Source organism: Streptomyces sp. NPDC043427, assembly GCF_056436655.1.
In genome coordinates, this window is sequence record NZ_JBWKCC010000052.1 from 15,158 (window position 1) to 29,458 (window position 14,301).

Annotated in this window: 16 protein-coding genes and 5 pseudogenes; 11 read left to right on the plus strand and 10 right to left on the minus strand. The window is 68.8% G+C overall.

Going from position 1 to position 14,301, the window contains the following annotated elements; genetic code table 11:
• Positions 1 to 89: 89 nt before the first annotated feature.
• A complete protein-coding gene (locus AC067M_RS44555) occupies positions 90 to 1,151 on the plus strand; it encodes an MBL fold metallo-hydrolase (protein ID WP_478702721.1) in 1,062 nt (353 codons plus the stop codon).
• Between the two features lie 98 nt (positions 1,152 to 1,249).
• Positions 1,250 to 1,819, plus strand: a pseudogene (locus AC067M_RS44560) (IS6 family transposase); the annotation flags it as partial.
• 9 nt (positions 1,820 to 1,828) lie between these two features.
• Here AC067M_RS44560 and AC067M_RS44565 read toward each other — a convergent pair.
• Positions 1,829 to 2,521 (minus strand): transposase, encoded by a 693-nt coding sequence (locus AC067M_RS44565; protein WP_478702742.1) that lies wholly within the window; start codon positions 2,519 to 2,521, stop codon positions 1,829 to 1,831.
• A 137-nt stretch (positions 2,522 to 2,658) separates the two neighbouring features.
• Between AC067M_RS44565 and AC067M_RS44570 the strand changes: the two genes are divergently transcribed.
• Positions 2,659 to 3,087, plus strand: coding sequence for a VOC family protein (locus AC067M_RS44570; protein WP_478702722.1), 429 nt, complete (start codon positions 2,659 to 2,661; stop codon positions 3,085 to 3,087).
• A gap of 144 nt (positions 3,088 to 3,231) precedes the next feature.
• Here the strand turns inward: AC067M_RS44570 and AC067M_RS44575 are convergent.
• Positions 3,232 to 3,447, minus strand: a pseudogene (locus AC067M_RS44575) (MFS transporter); the annotation flags it as partial.
• A 217-nt stretch (positions 3,448 to 3,664) separates the two neighbouring features.
• Here AC067M_RS44575 and AC067M_RS44580 point away from each other — a divergent pair.
• Positions 3,665 to 4,069: pseudogene (locus AC067M_RS44580) on the plus strand (Tn3 family transposase); the annotation flags it as partial.
• Positions 4,070 to 4,736: 667 nt separating this feature from the next.
• Here the strand turns inward: AC067M_RS44580 and AC067M_RS44585 are convergent.
• Positions 4,737 to 5,333, minus strand: a complete 597-nt coding sequence (locus AC067M_RS44585; protein WP_478702723.1) for a DoxX family protein — start codon at positions 5,331 to 5,333, stop codon at positions 4,737 to 4,739.
• A 90-nt stretch (positions 5,334 to 5,423) separates the two neighbouring features.
• On the opposite strand from AC067M_RS44585, the gene AC067M_RS44590 reads away from it, so the two are divergent.
• A complete protein-coding gene (locus AC067M_RS44590) occupies positions 5,424 to 5,975 on the plus strand; it encodes a TetR/AcrR family transcriptional regulator (RefSeq protein ID WP_478702724.1) in 552 nt (183 codons plus the stop codon).
• 580 nt (positions 5,976 to 6,555) lie between these two features.
• On the opposite strand, the pseudogene AC067M_RS44595 reads toward AC067M_RS44590, so the two are convergent.
• Both AC067M_RS44595 and AC067M_RS44600 read right to left on the minus strand, forming a co-directional pair.
• Positions 6,556 to 7,325 (minus strand): annotated as a pseudogene (locus AC067M_RS44595) (transposase).
• A gap of 43 nt (positions 7,326 to 7,368) precedes the next feature.
• Complete coding sequence (locus tag AC067M_RS44600) at positions 7,369 to 8,337, minus strand: GlxA family transcriptional regulator (protein WP_471614434.1); 969 nt, start codon at positions 8,335 to 8,337, stop codon at positions 7,369 to 7,371.
• 127 nt (positions 8,338 to 8,464) lie between these two features.
• Between AC067M_RS44600 and AC067M_RS44605 the strand changes: the two genes are divergently transcribed.
• From AC067M_RS44605 to AC067M_RS44615, 3 genes and pseudogenes are all read left to right on the plus strand, one after another.
• A complete protein-coding gene (locus AC067M_RS44605; protein WP_030238817.1) occupies positions 8,465 to 8,899 on the plus strand; it encodes a hypothetical protein in 435 nt (144 codons plus the stop codon).
• Positions 8,900 to 9,300: 401 nt separating this feature from the next.
• A pseudogene (locus AC067M_RS44610) lies at positions 9,301 to 9,752 on the plus strand (transposase); the annotation flags it as partial.
• A complete protein-coding gene (locus tag AC067M_RS44615) occupies positions 9,749 to 10,030 on the plus strand; it encodes a hypothetical protein (protein ID WP_478702725.1) in 282 nt (93 codons plus the stop codon). The pseudogene AC067M_RS44610 and the gene AC067M_RS44615, both read left to right, overlap by 4 nt.
• Positions 10,031 to 10,064: 34 nt before the next feature.
• On the opposite strand, the gene AC067M_RS44620 is transcribed toward AC067M_RS44615, so the two are convergent.
• Positions 10,065 to 10,199: a hypothetical protein gene (locus tag AC067M_RS44620; RefSeq protein WP_478702726.1), complete on the minus strand. Its 135-nt coding sequence runs from the start codon at positions 10,197 to 10,199 to the stop codon at positions 10,065 to 10,067.
• A gap of 69 nt (positions 10,200 to 10,268) precedes the next feature.
• Here AC067M_RS44620 and AC067M_RS44625 point away from each other — a divergent pair, with 69 nt between their 5' ends.
• Positions 10,269 to 10,682 carry a WhiB family transcriptional regulator gene (locus AC067M_RS44625; RefSeq protein WP_393628379.1) on the plus strand — a complete coding sequence of 138 codons (414 nt, stop codon included), beginning with the start codon at positions 10,269 to 10,271 and terminating at the stop codon, positions 10,680 to 10,682.
• Between the two features lie 55 nt (positions 10,683 to 10,737).
• Here AC067M_RS44625 and AC067M_RS44630 read toward each other — a convergent pair whose 3' ends face one another.
• The 3 genes from AC067M_RS44630 to AC067M_RS44640 form a co-directional block, all read right to left on the minus strand.
• The gene (locus tag AC067M_RS44630; protein ID WP_478702727.1) at positions 10,738 to 10,965 is read right to left on the minus strand and encodes a hypothetical protein; all 228 of its coding nucleotides are present in this window, start codon (positions 10,963 to 10,965) and stop codon (positions 10,738 to 10,740) included.
• 169 nt (positions 10,966 to 11,134) lie between these two features.
• Positions 11,135 to 12,070, minus strand: a complete 936-nt coding sequence (locus AC067M_RS44635; protein WP_478702728.1) for an anti-sigma factor RsbA family regulatory protein — start codon at positions 12,068 to 12,070, stop codon at positions 11,135 to 11,137.
• Positions 12,067 to 12,420: an STAS domain-containing protein gene (locus AC067M_RS44640; RefSeq protein WP_478702729.1), complete on the minus strand. Its 354-nt coding sequence runs from the start codon at positions 12,418 to 12,420 to the stop codon at positions 12,067 to 12,069. The genes AC067M_RS44635 and AC067M_RS44640 overlap by 4 nt, the downstream gene beginning before the upstream one ends.
• Positions 12,421 to 12,974: 554 nt before the next feature.
• On the opposite strand from AC067M_RS44640, the gene AC067M_RS44645 reads away from it, so the two are divergent.
• On the plus strand, positions 12,975 to 13,265 hold the full coding sequence (locus tag AC067M_RS44645) for an ANTAR domain-containing protein (RefSeq protein ID WP_478702730.1): 291 nt from the start codon (positions 12,975 to 12,977) through the stop codon (positions 13,263 to 13,265).
• Positions 13,266 to 13,285: 20 nt separating this feature from the next.
• Here the strand turns inward: AC067M_RS44645 and AC067M_RS44650 are convergent, their stop codons facing one another.
• The gene (locus AC067M_RS44650) at positions 13,286 to 13,702 is read right to left on the minus strand and encodes an ATP-binding protein (RefSeq protein ID WP_478702731.1); all 417 of its coding nucleotides are present in this window, start codon (positions 13,700 to 13,702) and stop codon (positions 13,286 to 13,288) included.
• A gap of 210 nt (positions 13,703 to 13,912) precedes the next feature.
• Between AC067M_RS44650 and AC067M_RS44655 the strand changes: the two genes are divergently transcribed.
• Complete coding sequence (locus AC067M_RS44655; RefSeq protein WP_478702732.1) at positions 13,913 to 14,290, plus strand: STAS domain-containing protein; 378 nt, start codon at positions 13,913 to 13,915, stop codon at positions 14,288 to 14,290.
• Positions 14,291 to 14,301: the final 11 nt, after the last annotated feature.

A 14,301-nucleotide genomic window follows, 5' to 3' on the forward strand; every position in this document is an offset into this window, starting at 1 on the left:
CGACACAAGGTGGTTGCCGAGGTTTGACTCCACTTCCCAGGCCTGGGTCACAAGGAGCAGTTGAAGCCCACGAGCGAAGGAGTACCGCCATGTCCTCTCAGCAGCCCGCAGTCGCCCCGCACCGTCCGAGCCGCCGCAGCGTGCTGCGGACGAGTCTGGCCGCCGGGGCCGTCGGCATCACGGGAGCGTCCGAGACCGCCGCAGCGGCAGCTCCCGGCGGCCGGCCGGCCCAGGACACTGCCGGCCGGGCGAGCAGCGGCGTTTGGCTGCGCTGGCTCGGCGTCGCGGGCTGGGAGCTGGACTTCGACGGGCACCGGCTGCTGATCGACCCGTATCTCACTCGGCAGCCCTACGAGGGCCCCGACGGCAGAGTTGACATGGCGCGGGAGCTGGAGGTGAACCACCGGATCATCGACCGGGTGCTGGGCGAACACATCACCAAGGCACCCGAGTTCATCCTGCTGACCCACGGCCACTGGGACCACCTCGCCGACGTGCCGTACCTCCTGGACCACCCGGCCTGGCGGGACAAGGAGATCAACGTCCTGGGCACCGAGACACATCTGCACCTGCTGACCGCCATGGGTGTCCCTGGCAAGGGACGCAAGCACCGCCCGGTGGTGGTCTCAGGGGGTGAGGTGCTGCGCTATCCCCTGCAGTCGTCCCGCAAGCGGTCCCGCCCGGACTACACCGTCGAGGTGGTGCGCAGTCTGCACAGCCAGCTCGGCGGCTACGGCTTCGACCCGTACGGCACCCTGACCGCCTCCCCTTCCCGGCCCCGGACGCTGGGAGATCTGGTGGAGGGCGGCACGCTGGGCTACCAGGTGACTGTGGGCGACCGGCTGAGCGTCATGTTTCTCAGCGGTACGGCCAACTTCGCGGCCCGAGAAGTCACAGGCGCCACGCCGGACGTCCTGGTGCTGGGCGCCAGCGGGCATGCTGCCGTGCACGACTACTTCGAGCGCGCCGTCAGCACCCTCGGCCGGCCCCGCGTCGTCGTCCCGAGCCACCACGACGATATGGTCACGGCGCTGGACGACCCTGCGGTGCACGACACGGTGAACCGCGGCGTGGTCGACCAGCTTGAGCAGGTGGTCGGAGCCGACGGCCGTGTTATAGACCCCCGCCATCTGGAACCGTTCGAAATCTGAGCCCCCCCGGCACGCTCAGCAGGTGTCGCTGAGGCGCTGTCACGTTGGCTGACAGGGTGAGATGATCTCCTTCGGATCGTGGTGGAGGGGGATTGTCCTTGGCGAGCACGTCGCCGTCGTACAAGGGGCACCGGTACCCGGTCGAGGTGATCTCCCACTGTGTGTGGCTGTACTTCCGCTTCCCGCTGTCATTCCGGGAGGTGGAGGAGCTGATGCTCCAGCGCGGCGTGATCGTCTCCTATGAGACGGTCCGGCGGTGGTGCCGGAAGTTCGGGCAGGCCTACGCCGACGGACTGCGTCGCCGCCGACCCCAGCCCGGGGACAAATGGCATCTGGACGAGGTGTTCATCAAGGTCAACGGGGAGCGGAAGTACCTGTGGCGGGCAGTCGACCAGGACGGCAACGTGCTCGACATCCTCGTGCAGAACGGCCGGGACAAGGCCGCGGCCCGGCGCTTCTTCCGCCGTCTGATGAAGAAGACGAGCGCGGTGCCGAGGGTGATTGTCACGGACAAGCTCCGCTCCTACGGCGCCGCTCACCGTGAGGTCATGCCCTCGGTTGAGCACCGTTCCCATAAGGGCCTGAATACTCGGGCCGAGAACAGCCACCAGCCAACGCGGCAGCGTGAACGCGCTATGAAGGGCTTTCGCAGCACCGGTGGCGCCCAGTGAGCTTCTTCAGCGTTGCCGCTCCAGGGTGAGGATGGCTTTGGCGATTGACGTCATGCGGTTGGGACTGCATCGGGATCTGCGGAAGATGCGCCAGGTCTTCAGGCGCGCGACGCCGCGTTCGACCGGTGCCCGTGCTGCGGCCAGGGCCCAGTTGAGGGTCTTCTCGGTGAGGGTGAGTTCCTGCAGGGGCTTGCGCTTGATGCCGGTGCTCACCCAGGGGCCGCCGCCCTGGTAGGCGAGGTCGGCCAGGACGGGGACGCCCTGGCGCTCGCAGATGCGGATGATCCGGTGGGTGCGGGCGGCGGTCAGGTCGTGAGTGCGGCCCGGCAGGGCGGGTGAGAGCCACAGCAGCCGGCCGTCCGGATCGGTGATTACCTGCACGTTCACCCCGTGTCGGCGGTGCTTGTGGGAGTAGTCGGCCCGTCCGTCGCCGACCCGGTCGCACTCGGCGAGCGTGCCGTCCAGGAGGACGAAGTCCGGATCCTGCTCGCGTAGGACCTTCAGCAGGCCCGGTGCACGGTCGGCGAGGAGGTCGATGACCGCGCTGGTGTAGGCGTGGGCGGTGGACTCGCTGATCCCGAACCCGGCGGCGATCTTCGCGAGGGTGGTGTGTTCGCGCAGGTACACCAGTGCCACCATCGCGCGCTGGGACGGACGGAGCTTGCAGCGCCGGTCACCCTCACGGGTGACGACGAGCATGGTCACCCACTCCACGAGCGCATGCGGCAGGACAGATGACCAACGAGGCCCCCGAGCAGCGTGGTTGAGACGTCAGACATCTCGATCAACAGCTCGGGGGCCTCGCTCGTTGCGCTTCATGGACCGTCACCTGATCGGTGGCCAGCTCGAAGAAGCTCAGTGTGCGCGTTATGCTCATGGTCCGTCAGGTGATCGTGTTCGACGCGGCCGACCTGCATGTGGAGAGCGCATTCTGGGCCGGCATTCTCGGTGGGCACGTCTTCGAGGATGACGATTGGCACAGCGTCATCGATGCTGCCGGAGAGTGGCGGATCGGCGTGCAACTGGCGCCAAACCATGTCCCGCCCGACTGGCCGCACGGCACGACCCTCCAGCAAGTGCATCTCGACCTCCACGTCAACGACCCGCGAGCTGCGCACGAGGAGGCCGTCGCCCTGGGCGCCCGGCTCCTTCAACCAGCTCCTGATCTTGATGCCGCCGAGGGGCACCAGGTGTACGCGGACCCGGCCGGGCATCCGTTTTGCATCGGGTGGGGACAGCCGTCCCGAGGGCACTGTCAACTTTGACGTACCGTCAGATGATCATAAGGTGATTTGCAATCTTCACCTCTGATTCCGCGAATGAGGCGCCGAATCGACCTGCCGGAGGGAGGATCCGATTGGGGTTTTCCTTCTTGATCATCTGACGTCCAGTCAAAGTTGACAGTGCCCGCAGGAGAGATCCGAGGCGACACTCACCCGCCGTCGCCCCATCCGTTCGATGACCGGGCCGGTGACGAGTGCAGCGAGCACGGCGGGCAGCAGTGTGCAGAACGCGACGATCCCGGCCTTGGCGGCGCTGCCTGTGCTCTGCAGCACGAACCACGGCACGCCCATGTAGGTGAGGCAATTCCCTGCGATCGAAACGAGGTTGGCAGCAAGGACCATTGCCAGAGGACGGCGATCAACCGTCCCGAAGTCTAACGAAGCAGGTCAGCCGGTGGGCGAAGCGAAGTGGTCAGCGTGTGGCGCGCACAGCGAGGCGCACCGCGATGTGGTGTTCACAAGCAGCGCCTCCAACACTTCGCCGGGATGACCACCCGGCACCTCCACGCATTGTCCCCTCGGGCACCGGCCCTCCGCAACGGCGACCCTCTCGGACGCGCCGCTGCGCCGGCGGATGACCGCGGCGACCAACAAGGTCGAGTCGTTCAACCGGTTCTCCCAGTGGATCGGCTTCGGCAACCTCGGCGTCATCGCCGACAATGACCCCATCGAGCAGGAGAAGGCGATGAAGTTCAACGCGCTGCTCACGAACGCGGTGATCTCCCACAACGCCCTGGACATCGCGGAGATCGTGCGGCAGCTGCTGGAGGAGGGATGGGAGATCGACCCGGAAGACCTGGCGCACATCTCGCCGTACCTGACCGAGCACATCAACCGGTTCGGCGAGTACAGCACCCACGAACTCGGCATCCAGCCCGACGCGTACGACCCGAAACTCGACGTCGACTTCACACCGCTGCGCGAACAGGACCTGACCGCCGCCGGACTCGGTCAGGCCGCTTGACGACCGCGAGCCTCCTCGCGTGAGCACGGGGCCTGCAGTCGAAGTGGCGCCCGAAGCCACCTCTTATGGCTTCGGGCGCTGCTTCTCGTTGGTGCTGTGCGAGGTCAGGCGCCGGCGGCCAGGCTGAGCGTCTGTCCGGCCTGGCGCCGACGGTGCTCGTGGGCCTGGTCCAGGTTGGCGCGCAGCTGCTCGGCGACAGTGCCCGGGTTCGGTGTCGGGGACGGTCAGGACGGGGTGGCCTGCGTCGAGGATGCGCCGGTAGGTCCCGCGGTACTCGCCGTTGCCGTCCGGGATCAACGCGGCGGCTCCCGGGGACTTGGCCGCGGCGGTGGCGCACTCCTCGGCCCTGTTCTCGTACAGCTACGGCCAACGGACATGCGCTGTGTGACGGGGTGCCGGTAAGAACCGCGTCACCGATCCTGCTGGCTTATTCCGTGCCCAACGAGCCGTCAGCCCCGCTGGGCACGGAATAAGCCAGCAGGATCGTCACCAGCCGCAAACGACGGGTCTACTCCGTAGACTTCGCAAGCCGGGGCAGTTCGGGTGCGGACGTCGCCTCGGCGAGCTCGACCCGGCCCCCTTCAGTTCGGCACCGTCACCTCGATCGCGAAACTCCTCGACGTCAGCAGGAACACGATCTACAAGTACGTGCCGAAAACGGTGGGGTTCATTGAGCACGCCGACCTTTTGACACCGTTCCGCGCGCATGATCCGGCGCTGATCCGGCCAGCGACCGCCCGTCGGCACGGAGCCGGCGCCTCGAGGAGGACCGCTTGCCGCCGGACCCCGCCGGGGCGGATCCGCCCTTCGCCGCCCACAGCGCGGTGGCGATGTAGAGCAGTTGCTCGGGGATCCGGAACCACAGTGGCGTGGCCGGGTCGCCGTTGAGCGGGATGTCCTCGACGGCGGCGTAGATGTTGGCGGGAAAGACCAGAACGAAGAACACCGCCAGGCTGATCCCGGCTATCGGGCGGGTTGAGGCCCGGACGAGCCCGGCGGCGCCGAGGAGTTCCAGCACGCCGGTTCCGTAGACGACCGCGGTGGGGAACGGCACGAAGGGCGGGATCAGCCCCTCCAGTTCGTCGCGGCTGGGCATCGCGGTGACGCTGGGCGGGGCGAAGTGCGCGGCCGCGGTGAAGACGAGCAGCACCGCCATGCCGTGGGCGGCGCTGGCCCGCCACGTGACGAACCGGCCGACGCCCAGCGCGCCGAGCACCCGAAATCCAGCTGTCGGGACGGCGAGCAGCATCACGGTCTCGAACATGGGCGTCCTTTCAGTGCGCGCGAGTTGACGAAACTTACCACTGGGAAGATAGTCTTGCTCTGCGATGTTGTCAACGGTAAGATTTTGACCATGACCGATCGCCCCTACCATCACGGAGACCTGCGCCGGGCCGCACTGGCTGCGACAGTCGAGGCCATCAAGGAGGGCGGCAGCCCTGCCGCCCTCAGCCTGCGCGACGTCGCCCGCCGCGCCGGCGTCTCGCACGCGGCCTTCAAGCACCACTTCGGCGCGAAGCCCGGCCTGCTCACCGCACTGGCGGCGGAGGGCTACAACCTGCTCGCCGACGCCCTGACCGCGGCTGGTGACGACCTCGTCGAGGCCGGCGTGGCGTACGTACGGTTCGCGGCCGGGCACCCGGCGCACTTCGAGGTGATGTTCCAACCCGGCCTGTACCACGCCGACGACCCGCTCCTCTGCGCCGCGGAGGAGCGGGCCGGCCGGGCGCTCACGGCGGTGCTCTCGACCTCGGCCGGCGATGGCCATACCACCGAGCTGGCCGCCTGGTCAATCGTCCACGGCTTCGCCAGCCTGTGGCTGAGCGGTGCACTGCCTGCAGGCCTTGGCGACGACGCGGGAGACGCCGCACGGCCGGTCATCTCACTGCTGGCGCTCACCCCGTGAGTGCGGCCTGCGGCAGCGCCTGGCCTGCCCCGACTGCGACCCAAGCGCGGGCAGTCGCAGGTAGCCGACAGGAAACCAAGAATGCGCGGCCCGGAGTCATAAGAGGTAACTCCGGGCCGCCTTCGACTGTACGCGGGCTCACGCATGCTGGGCCGACTGCTGGTCGTCGGCGTCCGCCGGTGCCCGGGGCCCCGGCACGGTGATAGGGCTGGACCGGTGCCCCTTGCCACCCGCGCCGGAACATCTCACAGGTGGGGGAGTGGAAGAAAACCCGCGATAGGGAGCTTTGGAATGCCCTTGTTGGAGGAACAGGCAGGTCGGCGGCCCGCCTGGGCGGGGCGAGGCCTGTCACCAAAGGCGCTCTGCCCAGATGAAGGCGAGGCTGACGGCGCCGGTGCCGATGCCGTAGCACGCGCCGCGCAGGATGTGGGTGAGCGCGGTACGCCGGCGGCGGGCAGCCCAGGCCAGGGCGGCAGTGAGCTGTTTCGCGAACGAGCGGGACGGGCGGGGGCTAAGTGCTGTCCCGTAAATGATCTCCGAGTTGCCTCGGGCAGGGCTTGCCACGGTGCGGCTCGTTGGCCTATCCGGCGACGGCGAGGTTGTGCATGCGGGCGATGCCGAGCATGGCGTGGTGGACGCCTTCGCCCTTGAGGCGGCAGTCGCGGAGGATCTTCCACGTCTTCATGCGCGCGAAGACGTGCTCGACGCGGGCCCGGACCTGCTTGTGTGACTTGTTGTGGTCCTCTTTCCAGTCCGGGAGTGCGGTCTGGCCGCGCTCGCGGCGGTGCGGGATGACAAGTCCGGTGCCCGGGTAGCCACCGTCGGCGATGGTGAGGGTCTTGCCGACGGCGGCTTTGGCGCCGGATTCCTCCCACGCCTTGCAGTCGTTGCGGTTGCCAGCGAGCGGCCGGCCCACCACGACGACCAGGCGGGTGTCGGCGTCGATGACGACCTGGTGGTTGGTGGAGTAGCGGTAGTTTTTCGACTGCGCGGCGATGGTGTGGTCGCGGGTCGGCACCAGGGTGCCGTCCACGATGAGCACAGTGTCCTTGGCGAACCGCTTTCGGGGCTGGAGAGCGAGCATGGGCCCGAGGTGATCGATGATCCGGTCAGCCGCCGACTTGGAGACCCCGAACAACCGGGCGAGCTGGCGCATCGTCAGATTCGTGCGCCAGTACGCCACGACCAGCAGTGCCCGGTCCTCCAGCGGAAGGCTCCACGGCCGACCCTTGCGGGCAGCGTCCGCACCCTCGCGCCGGAGCACAGTCACCAGCTTGCCGAAGCGGCGGGGGCTCAGCCCAGTGAACGGCCTATCCAGGACGGCTCCGACGCCGTGATCACACCAGGCACTGCGAGATCATCTCACCCGTGACCAGCAGTTACGAGACAACCTTTAGCCCGCCTGCCGCACAGCGGCCCGGTAGCGCGACGGCGGGATCCCGTACCGCCCGGAGAATGCTTGCCGCAGCGCCTCCGCGCTGCCGAATCCGCAGCGGGCCGCCACGGCCGCCATCGGCAACGCGGTTGAGGCGAGCAGCTGCGCCGCAGCCTCCGTCCGGGCAAGCCGGACGTACCGACCCGGCGCCTGCCCCAGATGGTCCGCGAACAGCCGGGTGAGATGACGCGGCGTCACCCTTGCCCGTGCGGCCAGCGCCTTCGTGCTCAGATCGGCGTTCGGGTGCGCAGCGATGTGCTCGACGAGGCCCCTGACCAGTTCGTCACGCGGCGCCGGAGATGCCGTGAACAGGCTCATCTGCGCCTGGTTGCCAGGCCGTTGCAGATAGACGACCAGGTCCCGGGCCACTTGGCGCGCCAGTTCGGGGCCATGGTCCTCCTCGATGAACGCGAGCGTGAGGTCCAGGGCGCTGGTGACCCCCGCCGCCGTGTAGACGTTCCCGTCGCGGATGTAGATCGGCGCGGAGTCAATGGTGACCTCCGGGTGCTGGTCGGCAAGCCGGCGTGCGTATCGCCAGTGCGTGGTCGCCCGCCGCCCGTCGAGCAGCCCGGCGGCGGCCAGGACCCCCGCCCCCGTGCACACCGACGCCACCCGGCGGCTCTCCTTCGCGAGCCGCCGGACGTGCCCCACGAGCCGCGGATCGGCCGCCGCCCGCTCGAAACCCACCCCGCCCGACACGATCAGGGTGTCCAGCGGGCCGACGAGCCGTTCAAGCGGTTGATCGCTCCCCAGCGTGAGCCCTGTGCCGCAGACGAGCGGACCGCCTCCCGGCCCGACCACACGCACCCGGTACGGCACGGCCGGCACGCCGATCCCATTGGCCATGGCCAGGGGCGTGGTGACACACGCGATGTCCAGCAGTTCGGCCGCCTCGTACCCGACCACCACCATCAGCCGCTCCGCCATGCGGCGACCCTATGCCGGAAGGACGAGTACCCCAAGGGATCGGACATCGTTCCGGCAGGCCGTACCCCGGCGGTCCGTACCGGCCGGACCGTGGGGGCATAGCCGCACGCATCGTGAGAGGACCCCGATGACCGACTCCGTACGCGACGACGCCGCGGGCACCCGGCCGCGGCGACTGCCGCACCGCTGGCCCACGCTCGCCGCAGTCGCCCTGGTGGTCGTGACCTTCGTGGACGGTGTGCCGCCCGTGGGTCTGCTCGCCGGTCTCCTCGCCGTCATGCCTGTGTGCTACCTACTCTTCGGCGCGTTCCGCGGCGAACTGCGCGGCTCCCGCGTCCTGGCCGTTCAGCTCGCGGGCCTCGCTGGCTTCACGGCCATGGCCGCGCTCGCCCTAGCCGTCGACGAGAAGCTGGGCCTGCGCATGGTCGCCGTGGGCTGGCTGGCCCACGGGATCTGGGACATCCTCCACCACCGGTCAGGCAGGGTCGTCCCGAGGGCCTGGTCGGAGTGGTGCGCGGTCGTCGACGTGGGCGGCGCGCTCGCGATCCTGACCCTCGCCTAAGGGGTGTTCCGTGACCAGCAGTTACGGGACAGCCCTTAGCTTGATCTTTAACCTTCGGCGTCGAATGGTGTGTCGAACTTGATCACTCGGTCCGGTAACTGCGGTACGTAGAAGCGGCCTTCGTCTGAACATGTGCTCCGACCAAGGAACACACACGTCCAGCACGAAGGCCGTGATGATGAGTCTGCTGCATCGCGATGCCCGGCAGGAGGCGTTGGCAGAGCCGTCACGCTTCCGGGGAGCACTGTCAACTTTGACTGGACGTCAGATGATCAAGAAGGAAAACCCAATCGGATCCTCCCTCCGGCAGGTCGATTCGGCGCCTCATTCGCGGAATCAGAGGTGAAGATTGCAAATCACCTTTGTGATCATCTGACGGTACGTCAAAGTTGACAGTGCCCCTGACCGTGGAGACCGACGATCTGAACAAGCGCATAGCCGAGGGTGTCGAGGCCAGCGTTCCCGGCCTGCTCGACGTGGCCGGCGGCCCGGACAGCGCCGCCGCCCTCCTGATCTCGGCCGGCGACAACCCCGAGCGCCTCATCAACGAGGCGGCCTTCGCCGCCCTATGCGGCACCAGCCCTGTCGAGGCGTCCTCCGGCAAGACCCAGAGACGTCGCCTCAACCGCGGAGGCGATCGCCAGGCCAACGCCGCCCTCTACCGAATCGTCCTCAGCCGCCTGCGCTGGGACGACCGCTCCCAGGACTACCTACGGCGACGGCTGACCGAGGGCAAAACGCGCCGAGAGATCATCCGTTGCCTGAAGCGGTACGTCGCGCGCGAGATCTACCGGCTGATCATCCCCATCAGAACGGCTGTTGCCCACGGGGCCCGGCTGGAGCCGTGAGTTGACATCCATAGGGGCATCCACCTGGCGGGAGGCGGCCTGGCTCCCCAGCGGCCTGCTTCGCCGCCTCGGGCTCCTGCACACCGTCGCCGTCCCTCAGGTCGTCACCGGCCATGAGGCCCGGCTGGGGGAGTGGTGGATCCTGGAGCTGGACCACGATTCCGACATCGGGCTGCGCCGGGCCGAGCTGGTGCAGGCCCTCACCGACCCGGAGCACGGTCTGCCACTGGAACTGCAAGGGCACCGCGATCTGACGGCGGGAGCCTCGGCCTGGTCCTCCTGAAGTCCCCGGACCGCACCGCCACCCTCCAGCTGCGCTACGACCGAGTCGACCACCCGATCAGGGAAGACCGGGCCGAGATGTTCGCGGCGATCCGGCGGCGCACCAGGACCATGACGGGTGAGGCATCGTTGCCGGCGATGCCCGGCTGCTCGGCCACCGGCTGAGCCAAGTCACGAGGCGAAGGGGCCTTCGTCAAGGCCCCTTCACCGAAGGGATTGCCGCAATACGACGATGTCCCATGCCCCGCGCGCTTGCCGTACCGTTTTCGGACTGCGCCTGCCCAGGGGAGTGCGGCGGGCCGGACCGGGGAGAGGACGGCGTCGGAGTGGACGGGGACGATCAGGAGACCTGGGGCGAGCGAGCGATCTGCCGAACCGCAGATCCGGACGAGCTCTTCGTGGACGGCGCGGCCCAGAACAGGGCCAAGGCCCTCTGCACCGGCTGCCCGGTGCGCACCGAGTGCCTGGCTTATGCCCTCGACCATCGCATCGAACACGGAATCTGGGGCGGCATGACCGAGCGTGAACGGCGGGCTCTCCTGCGACGGCGCCCCCTGGTCACATCCTGGCGACGCCTGCTCGAAGCCGCCCGGTCGGAACACGAACGACTCGCCGCTCCGGACGAAGGACAGGCCTGGGACGCCGCAGGATGAAAGCTCACCTGTCCCGCCGTTTCCTCTCCCGACACCGGCGCCGCTGAGCCCGGGCCTACAGCAGGTCCACCTCCGCGTCGACGTACCCGAACTCGCGGGCCATGTGCACCAGCGCCTCCCGCAGCAGGCGCTGGCGTTCTGCGCGGCCCATGGCGGGCGCGGCGGTGATGGTGACGGCCATCCGCGACCTGGTGCCACCGTCGTTCCTGCCGAGGGGCGCCAGGTCGACGAGCGTGTCCAGGGGCGGCAGGACGCCGTTGTCGGCGGGCTGTTCGCACGTCATTCGCAGTTCGGTGGGCGGGGCGGCCCACGAAAGCCCGGCCGGGTCGCCGACGACGTTGGGCAGCAACGCCGCTCGCCCAGACGCACGTCGCTTGAGGTGAGCAGAAATACAAGGTTCGCGAGACGAGCGGGGCGGGCGGCCACCCGGACAGGTGGCCGCCCGCGCGCTGTCACAAGTTGAGGTAGAAGCGCACGGTCGTGCCGTCGTCGCCAGTGTGCACGCGCACCAGGTCGGCCACGTAGTGGACCAACATCAGGCCCCGGCCGCCCAACTGGCCGCGCTCCGGCGGGCGGCGGCCAGCCAGCGGATCGGTCAGCCGGCCCGCATCGCGGACCTCACACACCAGCTGCCCCTGCTCGGCCCAGATGGCGAGTGTCCCGCGGCCTCCGCCGTGGACCACGCTGTTGGTCGTCAGCTCCGCGACCGCCAGCTCCACATCCATCAGCCGCTCCCCGGTCATGCCCAGCCGCGCGGCCTGAACAAGAGCGAACTGGCGGACCGCCGGAAGGTCCTCACCACCGTAGGAGAAGGCCGCGGCGTCCGGTGCAGGCGCCAGCGCCTGGTTGTACCGGTCGACGACCGCCTGCCAGTCGTAGGCGTCGCTGACCGACTCACGTCCCTCCCCGCTGATGAGGGTCGGGTGGGTGACCTTCGCATCGGCGATCACCTCCGGGTCCAGCCGCACCTCGTCGTAGGGGCACAGGATCGTCACCGCCCGGCCCTCGAACGCGGCGTTGATCAGCGCCTCGTGCTGCGCGCACGCCGGGTACTCCACCGCGCTGCGTCCGGCCCAGATCGGCTCGCCGATGATCCGCACGCGCCCCTTCGGGTGGGCGTCGGCGAATCCGCGCAGCACCTTGGGGATGATCCGCCCCGGGTTGCGGCCGGCCTCGGTCATGTCCAGGAACAGGATGCCCTCGGCGTCCCCGCCCAGACCTGTCTTGATCAGTTCCAGGTTGGGGCCGGGCACCGCCACGGCCATCGGCTCGCCGTTGGCCAGGCCCTCGCGCAGGAAGGCCACCGTCTGCTGCGTGTACTCCTGCTCAGTGCGGTAGAAGAGGGCAGGGTGCACGAACGCCTCGTGGGTGGTCACCGTGCTCGTCACAGAGCCACCTCGATCCGGTCCAGGCCCGGCCAGAACATCTCCAGAACCCGCGGCAGCTGCGGCGGGGGATTCTCGACCACAACCCTCCCGTCGGGCAGGTTCATGGCGGTGACCGCCAGCGCGGTTACCCCGGCCACGTCGACGAACGCCACATCCGACAGCTCCACGTACGACACGCCCGCGTGCCGCCGGGCCAGCTCGGACAGGGCCTGCTCCCAAGAGGGGCGAGTGAGGGCGCTGATCTCACCGCGGGCTCGTATCCCGGAACGACCGGGCAACGGGCTCACCTCCAACGCGGCCCTCCCGGGCTCCGCCGGGGCGGGCCAGCCCACCGCATGTGGGGCATCCACGCTCGGACTCCTTCACATCAAGCCGCCTGCCGACAGTCCCGGCACGGGCAGAGGAAAAGCTCCGCCGACGGGGCAGTGTATCCAGGCGGCAGACACGCCTGGTTCTGCAAATGGGAGCGAGCAACCTGTAGTCGGCCGATATGCCTGTATGCGTCTCATGCCCGGTCAGGGGCGCCTCTCGCCCAAGACTCACGCAACAGTCAGACGCACCTTGGCGCGGTTCGGGCTCGCGGACTGGAAGGCCGCGTGGCGGCACGGGCATCGATGCCGCGGTCACTCACCCCAGCGCGCACCTACGCGCTCCCAGGGTTCGGCGTCTGCGCGGGAATGCCCTGCAAGCAGGTGGTGACTCGTCTGCAGTGGGGTTGGGAAGCAAGCCCCCGCGGGTGTCCTCCGGAACTACTGCCGGGGGACTCACGCGTAGTGACGCGCTGGAATCGGATGGATGCGGACTGGGAACCGGGGCAGGCGTGTGAGAGTGCCCCTGTCCGATGTCTTTCTCGGTGATTGCCTTGGCCTCATCCGTCCATCCCCGTCCACATCGGCGTCGGACGATGAGCTGGTGGAAGAGCTGGAACGGTTGCGGGGAGAACCGGCAGCTGCAGCAGGCCCTCGCCTCGCACGCCGTCGTCGACCAGGCCATCGGCGTCCTGACCGTCCTGGGACAGATGTCCCCGTGCGACGGCTTCACGGTGCTGCGGGAGGTCTCCCAGCACACCAACATCAAGCTGACCCAGGTCGCTGAACAGGTCCTCAACCACGGTCAGGGCGCGGCGCTGCCCAATGTCCTGCTCCGGGAACTGCACGCGGCTCTGGCCCGCCACGCCGCCTCACGCCCTGTCTGACTGGGGGCGGCCTGCGTCGTCTACAGGGGCCGGCGTCCGGCGATGGCGCCGCCGGGGTCGTCCAGGAGGGAGATGCGGGCGGTGATGCGTTTGCCGACTGGCTCCCGCTGCGCTTCGAAGCCCTGGGCGACGGCCATGACGATCTCCAGCCCGTGCTGGCCCACCCGTCCCGCGTCGGCGGCCCTCGCCACCGGCAGCACCGGATCGCAGTCCCACACCACCACCTCGACCGCGTCGCAGACGATGCGCAGGTCCATCAGCACCGGGCCCGGCGCGTACTTGCGGGCGTTGGTGACCAGTTCGCTGACCACCAGCTGGGTCAGGTCCATGGCACGCTGCGAAACGGGCAGGCCGTACTCGGCCTGCACATGGGTGAGGAAGCCGGCGGCGAGGTGGCGGGCGCGGGCGATGGACGGGCCGTCGCCTTCCAGGGCCACCGTGCTGTGTATGGCTTGCTCATCCGGTACCGCGCTGTCCTCACCCACAGGGGCTGGTTCCGTCGCGGCTCGCTTCTCCTGCCCCGTTCACACCCCCGCGCGTACCCGCGCATGCGTGGTACACGCTTTACGCCTTCGGCAGGAAGGCATTACCCGGGCTGTGCAGGGCAGCACTGCATGTGAAGGGCCTGGTGTGCCAGGATCACCGACATGGCTGAGGGAGAGATGGCGGACACCGGACAAGCTGAGCAGCCGGGTCAGCTGTCGGTCGTCTCCGCCGCCACCGACGGCATCCGCGTGCTGACCCTGGCGGGTGAGATCGACCATGACACCGGCCAGGCGCTCCGCCAGGCCCTGGACGCCTCCGGCGCTCCCCGCCCCCGCATCGTGGTCGATCTGAGCCGGGTCACCTTCATGGACTCCACCGGCATCAACATCTTCGTCGCCGCCCACCGCACCCTCACCGAGGCCGGCGGCTGGATACGTCTGGCCGCACCCGGCGAAGCCGTGATGCGCACTCTGCAGATTGTCGGCGTCGACGCAGTGATCGACTGCCGTGAAACCCTCCACCAAGCCCTCGGCAACTGACCGATCCCCCG